16 protein-coding genes and 6 tRNA genes are annotated in these 19,913 nt (G+C 61.2%); 21 read left to right on the top strand and 1 reads right to left on the bottom strand.

Annotated features, from left to right (window positions below):
- The 17 genes from lepB (at window position 1) to VPH40_RS07130 (ending at window position 10,587) form a co-directional block, all read left to right on the top strand.
- The gene (gene lepB, locus VPH40_RS07210) at window positions 1-918 is read left to right on the top strand and encodes a signal peptidase I (RefSeq protein ID WP_099667264.1); all 918 of its coding nucleotides are present in this window, start codon (window positions 1-3) and stop codon (window positions 916-918) included.
- A gap of 74 nt (window positions 919-992) precedes the next feature.
- Window positions 993-1,808, top strand: a complete 816-nt coding sequence (gene rnc, locus VPH40_RS07205) for a ribonuclease III (RefSeq protein ID WP_077406693.1) — start codon at window positions 993-995, stop codon at window positions 1,806-1,808.
- 1 nt (window position 1,809) lies between these two features.
- Complete coding sequence (gene era / locus VPH40_RS07200) at window positions 1,810-2,712, top strand: GTPase Era (protein ID WP_099667265.1); 903 nt, start codon at window positions 1,810-1,812, stop codon at window positions 2,710-2,712.
- Between the two features lie 28 nt (window positions 2,713-2,740).
- Entirely contained in the window at window positions 2,741-3,598 is an 858-nt protein-coding gene (recO, locus tag VPH40_RS07195) for a DNA repair protein RecO (RefSeq protein ID WP_289904348.1), read from the top strand.
- Window positions 3,599-3,640: 42 nt separating this feature from the next.
- Window positions 3,641-4,402: a pyridoxine 5'-phosphate synthase gene (gene pdxJ / locus VPH40_RS07190; RefSeq protein WP_099667267.1), complete on the top strand. Its 762-nt coding sequence runs from the start codon at window positions 3,641-3,643 to the stop codon at window positions 4,400-4,402.
- Window positions 4,403-4,416: 14 nt separating this feature from the next.
- Window positions 4,417-4,812, top strand: a complete 396-nt coding sequence (gene acpS, locus VPH40_RS07185; protein ID WP_328573098.1) for a holo-ACP synthase — start codon at window positions 4,417-4,419, stop codon at window positions 4,810-4,812.
- 24 nt (window positions 4,813-4,836) lie between these two features.
- Window positions 4,837-6,717, top strand: coding sequence for an excinuclease ABC subunit UvrC (gene uvrC / locus VPH40_RS07180; RefSeq protein ID WP_077406680.1), 1,881 nt, complete (start codon window positions 4,837-4,839; stop codon window positions 6,715-6,717).
- Between the two features lie 127 nt (window positions 6,718-6,844).
- Window positions 6,845-7,429: a CDP-diacylglycerol--glycerol-3-phosphate 3-phosphatidyltransferase gene (gene pgsA / locus VPH40_RS07175; protein WP_034749601.1), complete on the top strand. Its 585-nt coding sequence runs from the start codon at window positions 6,845-6,847 to the stop codon at window positions 7,427-7,429.
- A gap of 105 nt (window positions 7,430-7,534) precedes the next feature.
- Window positions 7,535-7,610 (top strand) — tRNA-Gly (locus tag VPH40_RS07170).
- Between the two features lie 92 nt (window positions 7,611-7,702).
- Window positions 7,703-7,778, top strand: a tRNA-Gly gene (locus VPH40_RS07165).
- Between the two features lie 71 nt (window positions 7,779-7,849).
- Window positions 7,850-7,925 (top strand) — tRNA-Gly (locus VPH40_RS07160).
- A gap of 56 nt (window positions 7,926-7,981) precedes the next feature.
- Window positions 7,982-8,057, top strand: a tRNA-Gly gene (locus VPH40_RS07155).
- A gap of 83 nt (window positions 8,058-8,140) precedes the next feature.
- Window positions 8,141-8,216, top strand: a tRNA-Gly gene (locus tag VPH40_RS07150).
- Between the two features lie 42 nt (window positions 8,217-8,258).
- Window positions 8,259-8,332 (top strand) — tRNA-Cys (locus tag VPH40_RS07145).
- A gap of 1 nt (window position 8,333) precedes the next feature.
- Window positions 8,334-8,639 carry a hypothetical protein gene (locus VPH40_RS07140; protein WP_328573097.1) on the top strand — a complete coding sequence of 102 codons (306 nt, stop codon included), beginning with the start codon at window positions 8,334-8,336 and terminating at the stop codon, window positions 8,637-8,639.
- Window positions 8,614-10,101, top strand: coding sequence for a SulP family inorganic anion transporter (locus tag VPH40_RS07135; protein ID WP_328573096.1), 1,488 nt, complete (start codon window positions 8,614-8,616; stop codon window positions 10,099-10,101). The genes VPH40_RS07140 and VPH40_RS07135 overlap by 26 nt, the downstream gene beginning before the upstream one ends.
- Before the next feature lie 33 nt (window positions 10,102-10,134).
- Window positions 10,135-10,587 carry a hypothetical protein gene (locus tag VPH40_RS07130; protein WP_328573095.1) on the top strand — a complete coding sequence of 151 codons (453 nt, stop codon included), beginning with the start codon at window positions 10,135-10,137 and terminating at the stop codon, window positions 10,585-10,587.
- A 25-nt stretch (window positions 10,588-10,612) separates the two neighbouring features.
- On the opposite strand, the gene VPH40_RS07125 is transcribed toward VPH40_RS07130, so the two are convergent.
- Window positions 10,613-12,322 carry a methyl-accepting chemotaxis protein gene (locus VPH40_RS07125; RefSeq protein WP_328573094.1) on the bottom strand — a complete coding sequence of 570 codons (1,710 nt, stop codon included), beginning with the start codon at window positions 12,320-12,322 and terminating at the stop codon, window positions 10,613-10,615.
- Between the two features lie 382 nt (window positions 12,323-12,704).
- Between VPH40_RS07125 and VPH40_RS07120 the strand changes: the two genes are divergently transcribed.
- The 4 genes from VPH40_RS07120 (at window position 12,705) to VPH40_RS07105 (ending at window position 19,826) form a co-directional block, all read left to right on the top strand.
- On the top strand, window positions 12,705-14,864 hold the full coding sequence (locus tag VPH40_RS07120) for a TonB-dependent receptor (RefSeq protein ID WP_328573093.1): 2,160 nt from the start codon (window positions 12,705-12,707) through the stop codon (window positions 14,862-14,864).
- 295 nt (window positions 14,865-15,159) lie between these two features.
- The gene (fdnG, locus tag VPH40_RS07115) at window positions 15,160-18,231 is read left to right on the top strand and encodes a formate dehydrogenase-N subunit alpha (protein ID WP_143451508.1); all 3,072 of its coding nucleotides are present in this window, start codon (window positions 15,160-15,162) and stop codon (window positions 18,229-18,231) included.
- Window positions 18,232-18,244: 13 nt separating this feature from the next.
- Window positions 18,245-19,168 (top strand): formate dehydrogenase subunit beta, encoded by a 924-nt coding sequence (gene fdxH, locus VPH40_RS07110; RefSeq protein WP_034779207.1) that lies wholly within the window; start codon window positions 18,245-18,247, stop codon window positions 19,166-19,168.
- The gene (locus VPH40_RS07105) at window positions 19,155-19,826 is read left to right on the top strand and encodes a formate dehydrogenase subunit gamma (protein ID WP_099667273.1); all 672 of its coding nucleotides are present in this window, start codon (window positions 19,155-19,157) and stop codon (window positions 19,824-19,826) included. Before fdxH ends, VPH40_RS07105 begins: the two co-directional genes overlap by 14 nt.
- The last annotated feature ends 87 nt before the right edge of the window (window positions 19,827-19,913 follow it).

Genomic DNA, 19,913 nt, shown 5'->3' with positions numbered 1-19,913 from the left:
ATGAACCTGCAAGTGATTTTAGGAAATTTCGCTTTAATCCTGTTCGTGCTGATGGTGTTGACGGGCCTGGTCTGGTGCCTGGATGTGTTTTATCTGTCCAAGCAGCGCCGCAAGGCGGCCGACCTTGCCCTGGCCGAGTTCGATGCGCGCCAGTCCAAGCTGGCCGCCGAGGGCATCAAGTCCGATGCGGGCGGCAGCCGCGCCACCATCGAGGCGGCCCTGTTGCGCCAGCCGACCTGGGTCGAATATTCGGGCAGCTTCTTCCCCGTCATCGCCCTCGTGTTCTGCCTGCGCTCGTTCCTGTACGAGCCATTCAAGATCCCGTCGAGCTCGATGGTGCCGACCTTGCTGGTAGGCGATTTGATCCTGGTCAACAAGTTTACTTATGGCATTCGTTTGCCGATCGTCAACAAGCGCATCATTGAAGTCAACGATCCGCAGCGCGGCGACGTCATGGTGTTCAAGTACCCGAAAGATATGTCACAAGACTATATCAAGCGCGTGATCGGTGTGCCCGGTGATAAAATCACCTATGAAAACAAGCGCTTGACGGTCAACGGCAAGGAAGTGCAATACACGCCGCTGGACGACTACCTGGACGATGAAAGCACGGTTTACCACAAGCAGCTGGAAGAAAACCTGACGGGCGTGAGCCACCGCATCCTCAACGACGAGCCTGCTCCTACGTTGAACTTGCGCGAAGTCAAGGATTTCCCGCACAAGGAGTCGTGCGACTACAACGAAGACGGTTTCACTTGTGTGGTACCAGCAGGCAACTACTTCATGATGGGCGATAACCGCGACAATAGCGCGGACAGCCGCTACTGGGGCTTCGTGCCGAACGAGAACATCGTCGGCAAGGCTTTCCTGGTGTGGATGAACTTCAGCAATCCGAAACGCGTGGGCGGCATACACTAAGCCGTCCCTATGGCTGCCGCGCCGATTCCCCGCGCGGCGGCCAGCCGAATTACTCAGATGACACAGAAACAACAATGAATCTTCAGTTATTGCAAACCCGTTTAGGCTATACGTTCCAGGATGCTGGCCTGTTGCAGCAAGCCTTGACGCATCGTAGCCACAGCAGTTTGCATAACGAGCGGCTGGAATTCCTCGGCGACTCCATCCTCAACTGCGTGGTCGCTTCCATCCTGTACGAGCGCTTCAAGTCCATCGACGAGGGCGACCTGTCGCGCCTGCGCGCGAATCTGGTGAAGCAGCAGTCGCTGTATGAAATCGCGCAAAAGCTGGAACTGTCGCAATTCCTGCGCCTGGGCGAAGGCGAGCTGAAATCGGGCGGTTTCCGCCGTCCGTCCATCCTCGCCGATACCCTGGAAGCCTTGCTGGGCGCGATTTTCCTCGACACGGGCTTCGACGCCGCCAGCACGGTGATCCGCGCGTTCTACATCCCCATCCTCGACTCGGTCGATCCGCAAACCCTGGGCAAGGATGCCAAGACCCTGCTGCAGGAGTTTTTGCAAAGCAAGAAAATTTCGCTGCCACAATACAACGTGGTGGCTACCCACGGCGCCGCCCACAGCCAGGAATTCGAGATCGAATGCCTGGTGCCGAAATTGAACATCCAGGTCTACGGCCGTGGCGGAAGCCGCCGCGCCGGTGAGCAAGCCGCCGCCAAACTGGCGCTCGACGTGGCCGAGCAGGCGCTGTTGAAGTCGCCAGCCGCCAGCCGCAAGCCGAAACCGCGCGCCGCCCAGCTCAAGCTGGCCGGCATTGCCACCATCCAGAGCGACGACGCGGCAGCCCCTGCTGCCCCGGCGATCGCCGCTCACACTAAACAGAATCGACACTAGCATGACAGCCACCAAAATGCCCGACAACTTCCGCTGTGGCTATATCGCCATCGTGGGCCGCCCGAACGTGGGCAAATCGACCCTGATGAACGTGCTGATCGGCGCGAAGGTCAGCATCACTTCGCGCAAGGCGCAAACGACGCGCCACCGCATCACGGGCATCCAGACGGTGCCGGATGCGCAATTCATCTACGTCGACACGCCGGGTTTCCAGACGCGCCACTCGAACGCGCTGAACAAGACGCTCAACAAGACCGTCACCAACACCCTGATTTCCTCGGACGTGATTTTGTACGTGATCGAGGCAGGCACCTTCGGCCCGGCCGACCAGCAAGTGATGGACCTGCTGCCGAAGGAAGTGCCGTGCATCCTCGTCATCAATAAATCGGACCGCGTGAAGGACAAGGCCGTGCTGCTGCCGTTCGCGCAAAAGATCGCCGCCATGCGCGACTTCGCCGCCATCGTGCCTGTGTCCGCCAAGCTGCACTTCCAGCTCGAAGGCTTGCAGGACGAGATCAAGCGTTTCCTGCCGGAAAACCAGCCGATCTTTGGACCGGACGACATCACGGACCGCAGCGAGAAATTCCTCGCCTCGGAAATCGTGCGCGAAAAACTCTTCCGCTTCGTCGGCGACGAACTGCCGTACACGAGCACCGTGCTGATCGAGAAATTCGAGCAGGAAGGCGATCTGCGCCGCGTGTTTGCCGCCATCCTGGTCGAGCGCGATACGCACAAGTCCATGATTATCGGCAACAAGGGCGCCCGCCTGAAGGAAGTCTCCACCCAGGCCCGCCTGGACATGGAAAAGCTGTTCGGCGGCCCCGTGTACCTGGAAATCTGGGTCAAGGTCAAATCGGGCTGGGCCGACAACGAGGCGGGCTTGCGCGCCTACGGCTACGAGTAATCCGCAACCCGGGGGCGACGCCACACGCATGAGCACCACCACGCCAGCGCTGCACGATCTTGCGCCAGCTTCATCTGCTGCATCCGCACCTGTCCCCGCGCCGGCGGCCATCGCGCCACCGGCCGCAGCTCCTGTCACTCCTGCCGCGCCGCGGCGCAGCCGTCCGCCCGCGCGCGACGGACGCATCACGGGCCAGCCAGCCTTCGTGCTGCACAGCTATCCGCATAAAGAAACCAGCCTCATCGTCGACGTGTTTACGCGCGAATACGGCCGCATCGCGCTCGTCGCCAAGGGCGCCAAGCGGCCCCATTCGCAGTTGCGCGGCGTGCTGCAAACCTTCCAGCCCCTACAGGCGGGCTGGACGGGCAAGTCCGAGCTGCGCATCTTGACGGGCGCCGAATGGGTGGGCGGTATGTTGCCGCTGGAAAAGACCGCCTTGCTGTGCGGCTTCTATTTGAACGAATTGCTGGTCAAATTGCTCGCGCGCGACGATCCGCATCCCGTCCTGTTCGACCACTACGTTGCCACCTTGAATCAACTGGCGCACAATGAGCCGCCGCCCATCGTGCTGCGCAAGTTCGAGCGCGCCCTGCTCAAGGAAACGGGCGTGGCGGCCGACCTGACGCGCTGCACGGGCACGCGCCAGGCCGTCGAGGCGGGGCAGGTCTATGTGGTCGACCCGGAACGGGGGCCGCGCCCGGCGCGCGCCAGCGATGCCTGGCCCAGGATCACGGGCAAGACCCTGCTCGACATGGAGCGCGAAGATTATCTTGACGTGGCCACGCAGGCGCAAAGCAAGCTGCTGATGCGCTTTTTGCTGGCCCATCAACTGGGCGGCGCCACCTTGAATACGCGCCAGATACTGATCGATTTAATGCAGCTGTAGCTGCGGTTTGCAGCACGACAGCACTTTACGGATACCATCACTATGAGCTTTTTGCAGCCTTCCGGCCCCGTCATCGACCTGGGCGTCAATATCGACCACGTGGCCACCTTGCGCAATGCGCGCGGCACCGCCTATCCTGACCCGATCCGCGCGGCCCTGCTGGCCGAGCAGGCGGGCGCCGACGCCATCACCCTGCATCTGCGCGAAGACCGCCGCCACATCAAGGATGCGGACGTGATCGCCATCGCCCCGCAATTGCTCACGCGCATGAACCTGGAAGCGGCCGTCACGCAAGAAATGATCGACTTCGCCTGCCGCATCAAGCCGGCGGACGTGTGCCTGGTGCCGGAAAAGCGCACGGAAGTGACGACCGAAGGGGGCCTGGACGTGGTGCGCTACTTCAAGGAAGTGCAGGCGGCCGTGCAGCAGCTGCAAGGCGAGGGCATCCGCGTGAGCCTGTTCATTGATGCAGATGAGCAACAGATCGCCGCCGCCGCCGAGCTGGGTGCGCCCGTGATCGAGCTGCACACGGGCCGCTATGCCGATACGCAAGGCGCCGAGCAGCTGGCCGAGCTGGAACGCATCAAGGCGGGCGTGTTGTTCGGCGTGGGGCGCGGCTTGAAGGTCAATGCGGGCCACGGCTTGCATTACACCAATGTGCAGGCGATTGCCGCCATTCCCGATATTGCCGAACTGAACATTGGCCACGCCATCGTCGCGCACGCCGTGTTTGTCGGCTGGGAAAATGCCGTGCGTGAAATGAAGGCTATCATGGTGGCCACGCGCCTGGGCCACAGGGCCTGAAAAGGGAGCTCAGCATGATTTACGGCATCGGTACCGATATCTGCAAGATTCCCCGCATCGAGGCGGCCCTGGCGCGCCACGGCGAGCGTTTCGCGAAAAAGATACTGGGGCCGCAGGAGCTGGAAAAGTTCCGTGCCCGCAGCGCCAAGAATGCCGTGCGCGGCGTGCGTTTCCTCGCCACGCGCTTCGCGGCCAAGGAGGCGTTTTCCAAGGCCATCGGCCTGGGCTTGCGCATGCCGATGACCTGGCCCGCCGCGCAGATGCTGAACCATCCCAGCGGCAAGCCGATGATCGTCTGCAGCGGCGTGCTGGCCGAGTTCATGGTGCAGCACCGCCTGAGCGCGCAAGTGACCATCAGCGATGAAGAAGAATATGCGGTCGCGTTCGTGATCGTGGAGCAAGCAGTGTAACTATAAGTGCGCAATGAGCCAGCAATGACCGAAGCAAGCCCAGAATCTTCCTTGGCGGAAACACCGCCCGACCCGCGCGCGCAGGTGCTGGCCACCGTCGCCAAGCTGCCGAACTTACCCGGCGTGTACCGCTATTTCGACGCCGCCGACAAGGTGCTGTACGTCGGCAAGGCGCGCGACCTGAAAAAGCGCGTCTCCAGCTATTTCCAGAAGAACCTGGCCAGTCCCCGCATCGCCATGATGGTCGAGCGCATCGCGCGCCTGGAAACGACCGTCACGCACAGCGAAGCGGAAGCCTTGATCCTGGAAAATAACCTGATCAAGGCGCTGCAACCGCGCTACAACATCCTGTTCCGCGACGACAAGTCGTATCCGTACCTGAAAATCACCAATGGCGATGCGCCGCGCATGGTGTATTACCGGGGCGCGGTGGACAAGAAAAACCAGTATTTCGGGCCGTTTCCCAGTTCCTGGGCCGTCAAGGAATCGATGCAGATCCTGCAAAAGGTTTTTCTCATCCGCACCTGCGAGGACAGCGTGTACGCCAACCGCACGCGGCCCTGCCTGCTGCACCAGATCGGCCGCTGCAGCGCGCCGTGCGTGGACCTGATCAGCAAGGAAGACTATAAGAACGACGTGGAAAATGCGGCGCGCTTCCTGCGCGGACGCCAGAGCGAGGTGATGGCCGACCTGGAAAAGAAGATGCACGCCTTTGCCGCCGAGCTGAAGTTCGAGCAAGCCGTGGTGGTGCGCAACCAGATCGCCTCGCTGTCGCGCGTACTGCACCAGCAAAGCATGGAAACGACGGGCGACGCCGATGTCGACATCCTCGCCGTGCTGGTGCAGGGCGGGCGCGCCTGCGTCAACCTGGCCATGGTGCGCGGCGGGCGCCACCTGGGCGACCGCGCCTACTTCCCCAGCCAGCTCAGCGATGCGGCTGCCATTGCCGAGGAGCCGATCGAGGTGGAAGTGCTGGCCGCCTTCCTGGCGCAGCACTACACGGAAAAATTCATTCCCGGCACCCTGATCCTGAATATCGAATTCGACCAGCCAGCCCTGATGGTGGCGCTGATGGAGCAGTGCGGCCACCGCATCAACCTGATCTTCCAGCCGCAGGGGCAGCGCCGCCAATGGCTTGAGATGGCGCAAAAGGGCGCCGAGATTTCGCTGGCGCGATTGTTGTCGGAGCAGGGCTCGCAGCAATCGCGCACGCGCGCGCTGGCCGAGGCGCTGCGCCTGGAAACGGAAGACCTCGACAGCCTGCGCGTGGAGTGTTTCGACATCAGCCACACGCAGGGCGAGGCGACGCAGGCGTCGTGCGTCGTATTCCACCACCACGCCATGCAGAACGGCGAATACCGGCGCTACAACATCAACGACATCACCCCCGGCGACGATTACGCGGCCATGCGCCAGGTCCTGATGCGCCGCTATGAAAAAGTGGCGAATGGCGATGGCGTGATGCCCGACGTGGTCTTGATCGACGGCGGCAAGGGGCAGATCGAAATGGCGCGCCAGGTGTTCGCCGAGCTGGGACTCGATATCAGCTTGATTGTCGGCGTGGCCAAGGGGGAAGGGCGCAAGGTGGGCCTGGAAACCCTGCTGTTCGTCGATGGCCGCGCGGCCCAGGAACTGGGCAAGGAATCGGCGGCCCTGATGTTGATCGCGCAAATCCGCGACGAGGCGCACCGCTTCGCCATCACGGGCATGCGCGCCAAGCGGGCCAAGACGCGCCAGACCTCGCGCCTGGAAGAGATCGAAGGCATCGGCGCCAAGCGCCGCCAGAAGCTGCTGTCGCGCTTTGGCGGCTTGCGCGGCGTGGTCGACGCCAGCGTCGAAGACCTGATGTCGGTGGAGGGGATTTCCACGCAACTGGCAGAAGAAATCTACAAGCAGCTGCACTGATGATAGAGCCGCCTGGTCCGGTGCCGCGGCAACCGGACTAGGCTAATACCCTGTGGCCATGTAGACTAGTGGCGCTTTCTTCACGCTTTCCTCATGTTCAATTTACCCGTCGGCCGATTGCTCTCTTATGCCTTTTAATATTCCCATCCTTTTGACCTGGCTGCGCGTGGCCCTGATACCGCTCGTCGTCGGCGTGTTTTACTTGCCGCCGTCGATGCTGCTGCATGGCGACCAGAACCTGGTTGCCACCCTGGTCTTCATTGTTGCCGCCGTCACCGACTGGTTCGACGGCTTCCTCGCGCGACGCTGGAACCAGACGTCGGCCTTCGGCGCCTTCCTCGACCCGGTCGCCGACAAGCTGATGGTGGCGGGTGCCTTGCTGGTGCTGGTGCAGCTGGACCGTGTCAATGCCGTGCTGGCCTTCATCATCATCGGCCGCGAAATCACGATTTCCGCGCTGCGCGAATGGATGGCGCAGATCGGCGCCTCGAAGTCGGTAGCCGTCAGCTCGATCGGCAAGATCAAGACGGCCGCGCAAATGACGGCCATTCCCTTGCTGCTGTACCACGAAGTGATCTTCGGCGCGATCGATACCCATGTGTGGGGCGAGAAGCTGCTGTGGATCGCCTGCGTGCTGACGGTGTGGTCGATGTTCTATTACTTGCGTCTGGCGTGGCCGCTGATTAAAGAAAAAGCGGGAAATTTGCACTAAGAACAGGCAGGCGGCTGCTTTATGCGGAATATTTTGCAAAAGACCAGATATTGCCCGTTGACAGCCCCTGTAATCCCTCTATAATGCTGGCCTGTTGTTGATGACGCGGGAGTAGCTCAGTTGGTAGAGCGCAACCTTGCCAAGGTTGAGGTCGAGAGTTCGAGACTCTTCTCCCGCTCCAGTTTTCTGGATCGTGTCATAGGTAAAAACAGCGAATGCAGTAAAAAGTAGTACTGGCGATGTAGTAGAGCTTCTGATACAATGTTGTCCACTGCGGGAGTAGCTCAGTTGGTAGAGCGCAACCTTGCCAAGGTTGAGGTCGAGAGTTCGAGACTCTTCTCCCGCTCCAGTGAATACTGGATCAGCAGTAAAGCAGCACTGGTAAACGGTAGCAAAAGGCAGTAAAATAGCGGTTCGTATGCGGGAGTAGCTCAGTTGGTAGAGCGCAACCTTGCCAAGGTTGAGGTCGAGAGTTCGAGACTCTTCTCCCGCTCCAGCGAAAGCTGAAGCAGTACAGCAAGAATGGCAGTAGCAGAAAATAGAAGCTCCAATGCGGGAGTAGCTCAGTTGGTAGAGCGCAACCTTGCCAAGGTTGAGGTCGAGAGTTCGAGACTCTTCTCCCGCTCCAGAATTCTAAAGGGAAGCTAAGCTGGCTTCCTTTTTTTATCCGTCGCGGTACGTGGCGTGATTAAGTGGTAACCAAGCTCCAATGCGGGAGTAGCTCAGTTGGTAGAGCGCAACCTTGCCAAGGTTGAGGTCGAGAGTTCGAGACTCTTCTCCCGCTCCAGTTTTCAAGGTGGGCCGCAAGGCGCATCCAAGCAGTTCCTCTGGCGAGGTAGCAAAGAGGTTATGCAGCGGCCTGCAAAGCCGTTTAGACGGGTTCGATTCCCGTCCTCGCCTCCAGATGAAAAAAAATAGCCCACTTTCGAGTGGGCTATTTTTTTGTCTGCGCTTTGGCCAGACTTTTGCCGATGGCGCATCTTGTATAATGCCGGCAAGCTCAGCCGCGCCGCCTGGCGCCTTGATGATTCTTCCCCCTTTCCGCCATACCGATGTAGTCACTGACGACTTTCCTGTTCCGTTCGACCTCAGCGCCGCGTTTCTGTGGCGCCCGCTGGCATGGCTGCGCCTGATTATTCTCCATCCGGCCGGCATTTTCCTGTTCCGACTTTGGATACGCATCAATGATCAACACAACTTTTCGGGATGAGTGGTACTCGAACCTGCAAAAAAACGTTTTGGCGGGCTTGACCACGTCATTTGCCCTGGTGCCAGAATGCATCGCCTTTGCCCTGGTGGCGCAGCTCAATCCCCTGATGGGCCTGTATGGCGCCTTCATCATCTGTGCCATGACGGCCATCTTTGGCGGACGTCCCGGCATGATTTCGGGCGCCGCCGGCTCCATGGCCGTCGTCATCGTGGCGCTGGTGGCGCAACACGGCGTGCAATACCTGCTGGCTACCGTGGTGCTCGGCGGTATCTTGATGGCGTTATTTGGCATCTTGCGTCTGGGCAAGCTGATTCGCATGGTGCCCCATCCCGTGATGCTGGGTTTTGTGAATGGCCTGGCCATCGTCATCGCCATGTCCCAACTGGAACACTTCCGCCAGGCCACGCCGCAGGGCGAAGCCTGGCTGCAAGGCACGCCCTTGCTCGTGATGGGTGGCCTGGTGCTGCTCACCATGGCCATCGTCTACGTGCTGCCGCGCCTGACAAAAGCCGTGCCGCCGGCGCTGGTGGCCATCCTGGGCGTGGGCGTGCTCAGCCATGTTTTGAGCTTGCCTACGCGCACCTTGGGCGACCTCGCGCATATCGCCGGCGGCTTGCCGGCCCTGCATTGGCCTGCCGTGCCGCTGGATATGGCTACCATGCACATCATTTTCCCGTATGCGGCGCTGATGGCCATGGTGGGCTTGCTGGAAACCTTGCTCACTTTTAATCTCACGGATGAGATAACAGAAACGCGAGGGCAGCCGAACCGCGAATGCATCGCCCTCGGCGCGTCGAACGTCGTCTCGGGCCTGTTTGGCGGCATGGGCGGCTGCGCCATGATCGGGCAGACGATGATCAACCTGAGTTCCGGCGGCCGCTCGCGCCTGTCGGGCGTGACGGCCGGCGTGATGATCTTGCTGTTCATCCTGTTCCTGTCGCCGCTGATCGAGCGCATCCCGCTGGCGGCCCTCGTGGGCGTGATGTTCGTCGTGGCGCAGCAGACGTTTGCCTGGGGTTCCTTGCGCGTGCTGGGCAAGGTGCCGTTGCAGGATGCGCTGGTGATCGTCGCCGTGACGGTGATCACGGTATTCACGGACCTGGCGATGGCCGTGCTGTGCGGAATCGTCATCGCCGCCTTGAATTTTGCCTGGCAACATGCGCGCGACATGCGTGCCGACATCGATGACAGCACGCAAGGCATGCGCGTCTACTTGCCGCATGGCACCCTGTTTTTTGCTTCCACCACGCATTTCCAGGAACTGTTCCAGGCAGCGTCGGACCCGGCCCGCGTCATCCTCGACTGCCGGCACCTGCACATGGCCGACCACTCGGCCATCGCCGCCATCGAATCGCTGTATGAGCGCTATGACAGGGCAGGCAAGCATCTGCAGGTGACGCATCTGTCCGCCCGCAACGAGGCCTTGCTGCAGCGGGCCGGGGTGGATGTGGGCGTGGCGTAAAATATTGGATTGCTGAATGTCTGTGGAGTGTGAATGCTGTCGAACGAACAAGAACAATTATTGCAACAAAGCCAAACGGCTTTTGATGCCTACTATGATGCGCTGGGCGCTTCGCTGGTGAATTTCGTCGAGCGCCTGGGCATCCAGCCGGCGCACGAAGTGTTGACGAACGCGGCCGAATACCTGCCGTACATCAATGCGGCCATGCGCACCATCGTCATTCGCGACGAGAGCTGGCAGTGGGTAAAAACCATGCTCGGCTACTTTATCGGCGAGTATTTCGTGCAAGGCCATGCGGGTTGCTGGTATGTGGAAACGCGGGCGGAGTCGCCGTATTTCTGCCGCATCATGGTGGGCGGCTTCGAGCATGGCATGCCCGTGGACGCCGCCATTGATCCGGAAGCGCTGGCGCTTGAATTTCTGGGGCAATCCGCGCCGCGCGAGCTGGCGGCACTGATCACCCAAGCGCAAGCCCGCGCGGCGTGATGCCGCACGGCTTGCAGAAGCGGATTTAAAACTCTTCCCACTCGCCTTCGGCCGGGCTTGTTGCCTTGCTGCTGGCGCGCGTCGCGGGCAGGCGCAGGGCGGGGGCCGTAGCCTTGCGAGCCGGTGCGGCTGCTGGCGCTGCCGGCGCGCTGCGTTGCGCCGCCTTGGTGCTGAAACGGTCGGTCGCGGCTGCATTGGCGTCCAGGCGGAAGACGCTGACCACCTGCGCCAGTTCGCTCGCCTGTTCCTGCATCGCTTCGGCCGCCGCCGAGGCTTCTTCCACCAGGGCTGCATTCTGCTGCGTTACCTGGTCCATTTCGGAAATGGCCTGGTTGACTTGCTCGATGCCCGCGCTCTGTTCTTCGCTGGCGTTGCTGATCTCGCTCATGATGGACGTGACGAAGCCGATGCTTTGCACGATTTCTTCCATCGTCTTGCCGGCCTTGTCGACCAGGTCCGTGCCCACGTCGACTTTTTGCACGGAGTCGTCGATCAAGCCCTTGATTTCTTTTGCCGCCGCTGCCGAGCGCTGCGCCAGGTTGCGCACTTCCGTGGCAACCACGGCAAAGCCGCGACCCTGTTCGCCGGCGCGCGCCGCTTCCACGGCCGCGTTCAAGGCCAGGATGTTGGTCTGGAAGGCGATGCCATCGATGACCGAGATAATATCGACGATTTTCTTCGACGAGGTATTGATCTCGCTCATGGTAGCGACCACTTCGGCCACCACGGCGCCGCCGCGGCTGGCGATGCCGGCCGCGTCGCCAGCCAGTTTATTCGCCTGGCGCGCGTTGTCCGCGTTTTGCTTGACGGTCGAGGTCAGTTCTTCCATCGACGAGGCCGTTTCTTCCAGCGAACTGGCTTGCTGTTCCGTGCGCGACGACAGGTCCTGGTTGCCGGCGGCGATTTCCGCGGAGGCCGTGGCGATGGTGTCGGTGCCGCTGCGCACCTGGCCGACGATGCCGACGAGGCTATCGTTCATGGTTTTCAGGGCATGCATCAACTGGCCCGTTTCATCGCGGCCCTGCGCCGTGATGACGCTGCTCAAGTCGCCCGCTGCCACGGTTTCCGCCACTTTCACGGCGGCGCGGATGGGGCCGGTGATCGAACGCGTGATCCACCAGGCAAAGCCGATGCCCATCAGCACGGCCAGCACGCCCATGGTGATCAGGAAGATGCGGGTGCCGCTGTAAGCTTCGATGATGCTGGCGCCGACGCCGTCGGCCGCCTTGATCTGCATGCCGGCAAAGCGCTTCACTTCGGCCAGGTAAGCCACGGTGATGGGTGCGACTTCCTTGTCGAACACGATCTTGGCGCCCGCCACGTCGCCGTCGGCCTTCATCTTGAAGGCGCGTGCGCGCGTCGTCACGTAGTCGGTGCGCACCTTGCGCACCACCTTGAACTGCTCGATCACGGCCGGGTTGAGCAAGGACGCGATGATGTCGTCCTGCAGCTTGCTGGAACGCTCCGCATCGACCTTCAAGTCTTCCTCGATCTTGGCGCGCACGACCGGATCGGTGATCTCGAACGAGGCGACGCCGCGCACGCTGTTCAGTTCAATGATCTTCGACCATTCGGCCACCATGCGCTGGTTCTTGATGCTGGTATTGATGAGGCGGTAAGTCAGGTCGCTGGCCGTTTGCATGCGCACGAGGGCGGTGATGGTCAAGGCGGTAAGCAACAGCAATACGACAGCAAAGCCGACGCCAAGGCGGCTGCCGATGTTCAGGTTTTTCATGTAATTCCTAACAGTTTAATAGTCATGATCGCCGCCGCCAGCAGGGGCGGACAGGCGCCGCAAGGCGCAGGGGATCGGGGTCTTCGGGTGCCGCGTGATGGCTGTGCGGCGCGCCACGCTGAGCGTGGCGATGGAGGTAAAGCAAGGGGCATATCGGTCAGGCTGACCGCTGCCCAGCAAGCCGCAAGTATAGCATTGACGCAGGGAAATAGTTTCTGGCGGCAATTTTAATTATTTTTTGATATTGATTTCCTGTTGCTTTTTTACGTCAAGTACCTAGTTAATAAGTACTATCACTTACATTCATCCTTACTTTTCCCATCGCTGGCTGATAAAATACTAATGATAATCATTCGTATTAAAACTTCGACCAGGGAATTGTATGCAGCAACAGCGCAAGCCAGGATGTAAACCGATCACCATCGCCGTACTGGGCGCCTTGACCTTGGGCGCCACCCCACTGGCGGCCTGGGCACAGGAAAGCTTGCCCGCCGTCACCGTGACGGCGTCGAAGGACAAGGATGGCTACGTGGCCGCCACCTCCGCCAGCGGCACCAAGACGGAAATGGCCTTGCGCGACGTGCCGCAAACGATCAACGTGGTGCCGGCCGCCGTCATCCGCGACCAGAACGCCATGTCGATCCAGGACATCATGAAGAACATCCCCGGCGTGGGCTTGTCCACGGGCGACGGCCAGCGCGACCAGGTGTTCATCCGCGGCTTCACGGCCATCGGCGACCAGTTCGTCGACGGCTTCCGCGATGACGCGCTGTATTTCCGCGACCTGTCGAACGTGGAGCGCCTGGAAGTGATCAAGGGACCGGCCGCCGTGCTGTACGGCCGCGGTTCCTCGGGCGGCCTGGTGAACCGCATCACGAAGAAGCCGGGCGTGGACATCGCGGATGTGGCCCTGAGCTTGACGAACACAGCAGGGCGCCGCGGCGAAGTCGACGTGGGCCGTGTCGGCGAGACGGTGGACTGGCGTGTCACGGGCGCGCGCGAATTGTCGGACAGCTACCGCGACCAGCAATTCATCAACCGCACGGCGCTGGCGCCGTCGGTGGCCATCCGCCTCTCCAGCGCCACCAAATTGCTGCTGCAGGGCGATTACCTGGAAGACCGCCGCCTGACGGACTTCGGCATCCCGTCCTACCAAGGCCGTCCCGTGGCCGTCGATGCGGGCACGTATTACGGCGCCGCCAACGCCCGCGATGCCGACTTCAGCCAGTCGCGCGTGGTGTCCACGGCCGCGACACTGACGCACAAATTCAGCGATAGCTTGTCGCTGCGCAATGCCTTCCGCTACTACGACTATCACCTGGACCGCAACAACACGAATATTTCCGGCAACGTCAACGAAGTCAAGGGCACGATGAGCCTGGGCCACGCCAAGCTCAACCGCGACGAGAGCGGCTGGTTCAACCAGACGGAACTGACGCAAAAGCTGGTCACGGGCACCATGCGCCACGAAGTGCTGTACGGCGCCGAATTCGGCAAGCAAAACAAGGATGCCAACAGTTGGGCCGCCATCGCTGTAACGACACCTGCGAAGCCCGTGTCGATCTTCAATCCTGTTCTGCCCGTCGTCGATCGCAGCAAGCTGGGCGCGCGCAGTGATACCTTCGGTACCTACGACACGGCCGCCGCTTACGTGCAGGACGCCATCAGCTTCAGCGACGAGTGGAAGGCGCTGGCCGGCTTGCGCTACGACCGCTACAAGCAGCAGTCGCGCCTGGCCAATGCGCTTGGCGTGACGACGGCGGATCTGTCGCGCACGGATTCGGCCTACAGCCCCCGCGCCGGCCTCGTCTGGCAACCGGGCGCGACGCAATCGTACTACGCCTCGTGGAGCCGTTCGTTCCAGCCGAGTGGCGAGAACTTCGCCCTGGCCGCCAACAATGCCGACCTGGCGCCGGAAACCACGCGCAACACGGAAGTGGGCGCTAAGTATGACCTGTGGGGCGGCCGCGCCAACGCCACCGTGTCGCTGTTCCGCCTGGAGCGCGACAATATCAAGACCAGCGACCCGATCACGAACCGCATCGTGCCCGTCGGCACGCAGCGTACGGATGGCCTGGAACTGACCTTCAACGCGGACTTGCACGATGGCTGGAAAATGATGGCCGGCTACGCTTACCTGGACGCCACCATCACCGATTCCATCGCCAAGGACAAGAGCGTCAATGTGCCGGGCGGCACCGTCGCCAGAGAAGTGCCGGTCAAGGGCAAGCGCGCCACCTTGACATCGCGCAATACGGCCAACCTGTGGCTGACGAAAGACCTGGGCCACGGCTTCACGGTGGGCGGCGGCGCGAACGCCGTCGGCAGCCGTTTCGCCAATCCGGGCAACACGGTGGTCTTGCCAGGCTATGTGACGGCCGACGCCATGGCCGCATACCGCACGGGCCGCTATGAAGTGCAGCTGAACGTCAACAATATCGGCGACACGCGCTACATCGTGTCGGGCCACGGTTCCAGCCCGAACTTGAGCTTGCCGGGCGCGCCGCGCAATGTGGCGCTGACCTTGCGCTACAGCCTGTAATTTGGCCTGGCAGTTCGGCCGCATCCCCAAAAACCCGCTCGCGAGCGGGTTTTTTTTCGTGGGTGGGTAGCGATGTGCAAGCGTGCCGGGCAGGCTGGCATTGTTTAGAGGGAACGTTCGGTATCGTCAAATTAATATTGACTAAAGGCAATTTTTTCCAGCGGACTAAGCCTTGTCGGAGTTTGAGGGGTAAAATACTGTCATACGACACAGGCATGGTGCTTATATCTTGGTGATATGACACTACCACGACGCCGTATGACTTTTTATTTACTCACATCATAGAGGCCTGAATATGGTTCAGATGTCCAGGCGCCAGTTCCTTCGGGTAACTGGCGCGACCATTGCTGGTTCCAGCCTCGCCCTGCTCGGTTTCGCACCGGGCCAGGCGATGGCGGAAGTGCGGCAATACAAGCTGTCTCGCACCACCGAGACACGCAATACCTGTCCCTACTGTTCGGTAGGATGTGGCGTCCTGCTGTATGGACTGGGCGACGGCGCGAAAAACGCCGTCTCCAGCATCATCCACGTGGAAGGCGATGCCGATCACCCGGTGAACCGCGGCACCTTGTGCCCGAAAGGCGCCAGCCTGGTCGACTTCATCCACAGCCCGAACCGCCTGAAAGTGCCCGAGTACCGCGCACCGGGCGGCACGGAATGGCAACCGATCTCCTGGGATGTGGCGCTCGACAAGATCGCGCGCCTGATGAAGGATGACCGCGACGCCAACCTGATCGAAAAGAATGCCGACGGCAAGACCGTCAACCGCTGGCTCTCCACCGGCATGCTTGCCGCGTCCGCCGGCAGCAACGAGGTCGGGTATCTGACCCACAAGACAGTGCGCAGCATGGGGATGCTGACCTTTGATAATCAGGCGCGTGTATGACACGGACCGACGGTGGCAGGTCTTGCCCCGACGTTTGGCCGTGGCGCGATGACGAATCATTGGGTCGATATCAAGAATGCCGATGTGATCCTGGTCATGGGCGGCAATGCAGCAGAAGCACACCCTTGCGGATTCAAATGGGTAACGGAAGCGAAGGCGCATAACAAGGCCAAGCTGATCGTTGTCGATCCGCGCTTTACCCGTACCGCATCCGTGGCAGATTACTACTGCGCCACGCGTACCGGCACGGACATCGTCTTCCTCGGCGCGATCATCAATTATCTGCTGACGAACGACAAGATCCAGCATGAGTACGTGCGCAACTACACGGACATGCCCTTCATCGTGCGCGAAGACTATGCGTTCGAGGACGGCCTGTTCTCGGGTTTCGACAAAGAAAAAGGCAAGTACACCAACAAGGCCACCTGGGATTACGAGATCGGCGAAGATGGCTATGCCAAGGTCGACCCGACCCTGGAACACCCGCGCTGCGTCTACCAGATGATGAAGAAGCACTACGCGCGCTACACGACCGAGATGGTCGAGCGTACGTGCGGCGTGTCGGCCGACAAGTTCCACAAGGTGGCGGAAGCCCTGGCTTCGACCGCCGTGCCGGGACGCGCCGGCACCATCCTGTACGCGCTGGGCTGGACGCACCACTCGACGGGCGCGCAAACCATCCGCACGGGCGCCATGGTGCAGTTGCTGCTGGGTAATATGGGTATCGCGGGCGGCGGCATGAACGCCTTGCGCGGCCACTCGAACATCCAGGGTCTGACCGATCTGGGCCTGATGTCGAACCTGTTGCCAGGCTACATGACCTTGCCGAACGAGTCCGAGCAGGATTTCGACGGCTATATCGCCGCGCGCGCCACCAAGCCGCTGCGGCCTAACCAGCTCAGCTACTGGAGCAATTACCGCAAATTCCACGTCAGCTTCATGAAGACGTGGTGGGGCGACTTTGCCACGGCGGAAAATAACTACGCCTTCGACTACCTGCCGAAACTCGACAAGCCGTATGACTTGATGCAAGCCATCGAGAACATGCACCAAGGCAAGATGACGGGCTATATCTGCCAGGGCTTCAATGTGCTGGCGTCCGCGCCGAACAAGCAGAAGGTCACGGAAGCGCTGTCGAAGCTGAAGTTCCTCGTCATCATGGATCCGCTGGCCGTGGAAACGGGCGAATTCTGGAAGGCGCACGGCCAATACCACGAAGTCGATCCCACCAAGATCATGACGGAAGTGTTCCGCTTGCCGACCAGCTGCTTCGCCGAAGAGCGCGGTTCGCTGGTGAGCTCCTCGCGCGTGCTGCAGTGGCACTGGCAGGCGGCCGAACCGCCGGGCCAGGCGCGCAGCGACCTGGAGATCATGTCGGGCCTGTTCTTGCGCATGCGCAACATGTACAAGAAAGAGGGCGGCAAGTTCCCCGATCCTATCGTCAACCTGACGTGGAATTATGCGCAGCCGCATAACCCGCAGCCGGAAGAAATCGCCCGCGAATTCAACGGCAAGGCGCTGGCCGACTTGTACGATCCGAAAGATCCGACCAAGCTGCTGGTGAAAAAGGGCGAGCAGCTGGCCTCGTTTGCGCAATTGCGCGACGATGGCACGACCACCAGCGGTTGCTGGATCTTCGCCGGCAGCTGGACGCAGGCGGGTAACCAGATGGGACGGCGCGACAATAGCGACCCGACCGGCATCGGCCAGACTCTGGGCTGGGCCTGGGCGTGGCCGGCGAACCGCCGCGTGCTGTACAACCGCGCTTCGTGCGACTTGAAGGGCAAGGCTTTCGACCCGACGCGCAAGTTGATCGAGTGGAATGGCACGAACTGGAGCGGGGCCGATATTCCCGACTTCAAGGTCGACGAACCGCCGGAAAACGGCATGGGTCCGTTCATCATGCTGGGCGAGGGCGTGGCACGCTTCTTTGCGCGCGGCGCCATGGCCGAAGGGCCGTTCCCCGAGCATTACGAGCCGTTCGAAAATCCGCTGGGCTACAACCCCATGCATCCGAAAAACCCGCAGGCGACCAGCAATCCGGCCGCGCGCGTGTTCGCCGATGACCGGAAAATGTTCGGCACGCATGAGGAATACCCGCATGTGGCCACCAGCTACCGTCTGACCGAGCATTTCCATTACTGGACCAAGCATGCGCGCCTGAATGCCATCATCCAGCCGCAGCAATTCGTCGAAATCGGCGAAGAACTGGCCAAGAGCATCGGCGTCGTTGCCGGTGGGGAAGTGCGCGTCAGTTCCAAGCGGGGTCACATCATCGCCAAGGCCGTCGTCACCAAGCGCATCAAGGCTTTGATGATCGAGGGCAAGCCGGTGCATACCGTGGGCCTGCCGCTGCACTGGGGCTTTACGGGCGTGGCCAAGCCGGGGTATCTGATCAATACCCTGACGCCGGGCGTGGGGGATGCGAATTCGCAAACGCCGGAATTCAAGTCCTTCCTCGTGAAGGTGGAAAAAGCATGATGGGAGCTCAATAATGGCACTGCAATCCTTAGATATCCGGCGCCTGTCGGCTACCACGGTAACGCCGCCGCAAGCGCGCAGCCCGGTGACGGGCACCGTGGCCAAGCTGATCGATGTGTCGAAATGCATCGGCTGCAAGGCTTGCCAGACGGCGTGCATGGAATGGAACGACTTGCGTGACGAAGTCGGCGAAAACCATGGCACCTATGACAATCCGACGGACTTGACGCCGCAATCGTGGACGGTGATGCGTTTTGCCGAACACGAAAACAACGACGGCAACCTCGAGTGGCTGATCCGCAAGGATGGCTGCATGCACTGCGAGGACCCGGGCTGCCTGAAAGCCTGTCCGGCGCCGGGCGCCATCGTGCAATACACGAACGGCATCGTGGATTTCCATCAGGAAAACTGCATCGGCTGCGGCTATTGCGTGGCCGGCTGTCCTTTCGACGTGCCCCGCATTTCGAAAAAGGACGACCGCGCCTACAAGTGCACGCTCTGCTCGGACCGCGTCGCCGTGGGCCAGGAACCGGCTTGCGTGAAAACGTGCCCGACGGGCGCCATCGTCTTCGGCACCAAGGAAGACATGAAGGTGCACGCGGAAGAGCGCATCGTCGACCTGAAGTCGCGCGGTTTCGAGAATGCGGGCCTGTACGACCCGCTGGGCGTGGGCGGCACGCACGTGATGTACGTGCTGCACCATGCAGACAAGCCGAAGCTGTATTCGAACTTGCCGGAACGCCCGCGCATCAGCCCGATGGTGGGCTTCTGGAAGGGCTGGTCCAAGCCGCTCGCGGTGGCCGGCATGGCCGCCACGGCGCTGGCAGGCTTCTTCCATTACACGCGTGTCGGTCCGAACGAAGTGAGCAAGGACGAAGAGCACGAGGCGCTGGAAGAGGCCAAACGCATCCGGGAGGAAGACCATGAGCCACAGTGATCTGCATGATGGCAAGCTGCGTGACAAGGATGGCAACCCGCTGATCCAGCGCTACGACCCGAACGAGCGCACGAATCACTGGGTGACCGCCATCACCTTCGTCATGCTGGCCCTGTCCGGCCTGGCCATGTTCCATCCCTCGATGGCGTGGCTGGCCAACCTGTTCGGCGGCGGGCAATGGACGCGCATCCTGCATCCGTTTGCCGGCCTGGTGATGTTCGTCTCGTTCGCGATCCTGGTGGTGCGCTTCTGGCACCACAACAAGTTCGAGGACGGCGACAAGCAGTGGCTGAAACAGATGGACGACGTGCTCAACAACCGCGAAGAAAAGCTTCCGAAGATCGGCAAATACAATGCCGGCCAGAAGATCCTGTTCTTTGTGCTGCTGGCCTGCATGGCGGGATTGTTGCTGTCGGGTATCGTGATCTGGCGCGCGTATTTCGCGTTCTACTTCCCGATTCCCGTCATCCGCGCGGCCGCCTTGCTGCACGCCGTGTGCGCGTTCGGCATCATCTGCGCCATCATCGTGCACATCTATGCGGCCCTGTGGGTCAAGGGTTCGATCGGCGCCATGGTGCGCGGCACCGTCACCTACGGCTGGGCGCGCAAGCACCACCCGAAGTGGTTCGAGGCGGTGATGCGCAACGGCAAAGACTGACCGTTTTTTGCTTAATCAGCCCAAGTGCAAGAGCAGGGGTCAGACCCGCCGGGTCTGACCCCTGTTTTCCTTTGCGGCTTGCGATGA

Origin of the sequence: Janthinobacterium sp. P210005, from assembly GCF_036231865.1 — a bacterium.
Lineage (GTDB): Bacteria > Pseudomonadota > Gammaproteobacteria > Burkholderiales > Burkholderiaceae_D > Janthinobacterium > Janthinobacterium kumbetense.
This window is presented reverse-complemented; position numbering and strand designations above follow the sequence as displayed.

Excerpts from the sequence above, each read along its gene's own strand:
- VPH40_RS07105 (WP_099667273.1), top strand. The coding sequence starts at position 19,155 with ATGAGCCACAGTGATCTGCATGATGGCAAGCTGCGTGACAAGGATGGC.
- pgsA (WP_034749601.1), top strand. The coding sequence starts at position 6,845 with ATGCCTTTTAATATTCCCATCCTTTTGACCTGGCTGCGCGTGGCCCTG.
- uvrC (WP_077406680.1), top strand. The coding sequence starts at position 4,837 with ATGACCGAAGCAAGCCCAGAATCTTCCTTGGCGGAAACACCGCCCGAC.
- lepB (WP_099667264.1), top strand. The coding sequence starts at position 1 with ATGAACCTGCAAGTGATTTTAGGAAATTTCGCTTTAATCCTGTTCGTG.
- VPH40_RS07125 (WP_328573094.1), bottom strand. The coding sequence starts at position 12,322 with ATGAAAAACCTGAACATCGGCAGCCGCCTTGGCGTCGGCTTTGCTGTC.
- rnc (WP_077406693.1), top strand. The coding sequence starts at position 993 with ATGAATCTTCAGTTATTGCAAACCCGTTTAGGCTATACGTTCCAGGAT.
- VPH40_RS07140 (WP_328573097.1), top strand. The coding sequence starts at position 8,334 with ATGAAAAAAAATAGCCCACTTTCGAGTGGGCTATTTTTTTGTCTGCGC.
- acpS (WP_328573098.1), top strand. The coding sequence starts at position 4,417 with ATGATTTACGGCATCGGTACCGATATCTGCAAGATTCCCCGCATCGAG.
- pdxJ (WP_099667267.1), top strand. The coding sequence starts at position 3,641 with ATGAGCTTTTTGCAGCCTTCCGGCCCCGTCATCGACCTGGGCGTCAAT.
- recO (WP_289904348.1), top strand. The coding sequence starts at position 2,741 with ATGAGCACCACCACGCCAGCGCTGCACGATCTTGCGCCAGCTTCATCT.
- VPH40_RS07120 (WP_328573093.1), top strand. The coding sequence starts at position 12,705 with ATGCAGCAACAGCGCAAGCCAGGATGTAAACCGATCACCATCGCCGTA.
- VPH40_RS07135 (WP_328573096.1), top strand. The coding sequence starts at position 8,614 with ATGATCAACACAACTTTTCGGGATGAGTGGTACTCGAACCTGCAAAAA.
- era (WP_099667265.1), top strand. The coding sequence starts at position 1,810 with ATGACAGCCACCAAAATGCCCGACAACTTCCGCTGTGGCTATATCGCC.
- VPH40_RS07130 (WP_328573095.1), top strand. The coding sequence starts at position 10,135 with ATGCTGTCGAACGAACAAGAACAATTATTGCAACAAAGCCAAACGGCT.
- fdxH (WP_034779207.1), top strand. The coding sequence starts at position 18,245 with ATGGCACTGCAATCCTTAGATATCCGGCGCCTGTCGGCTACCACGGTA.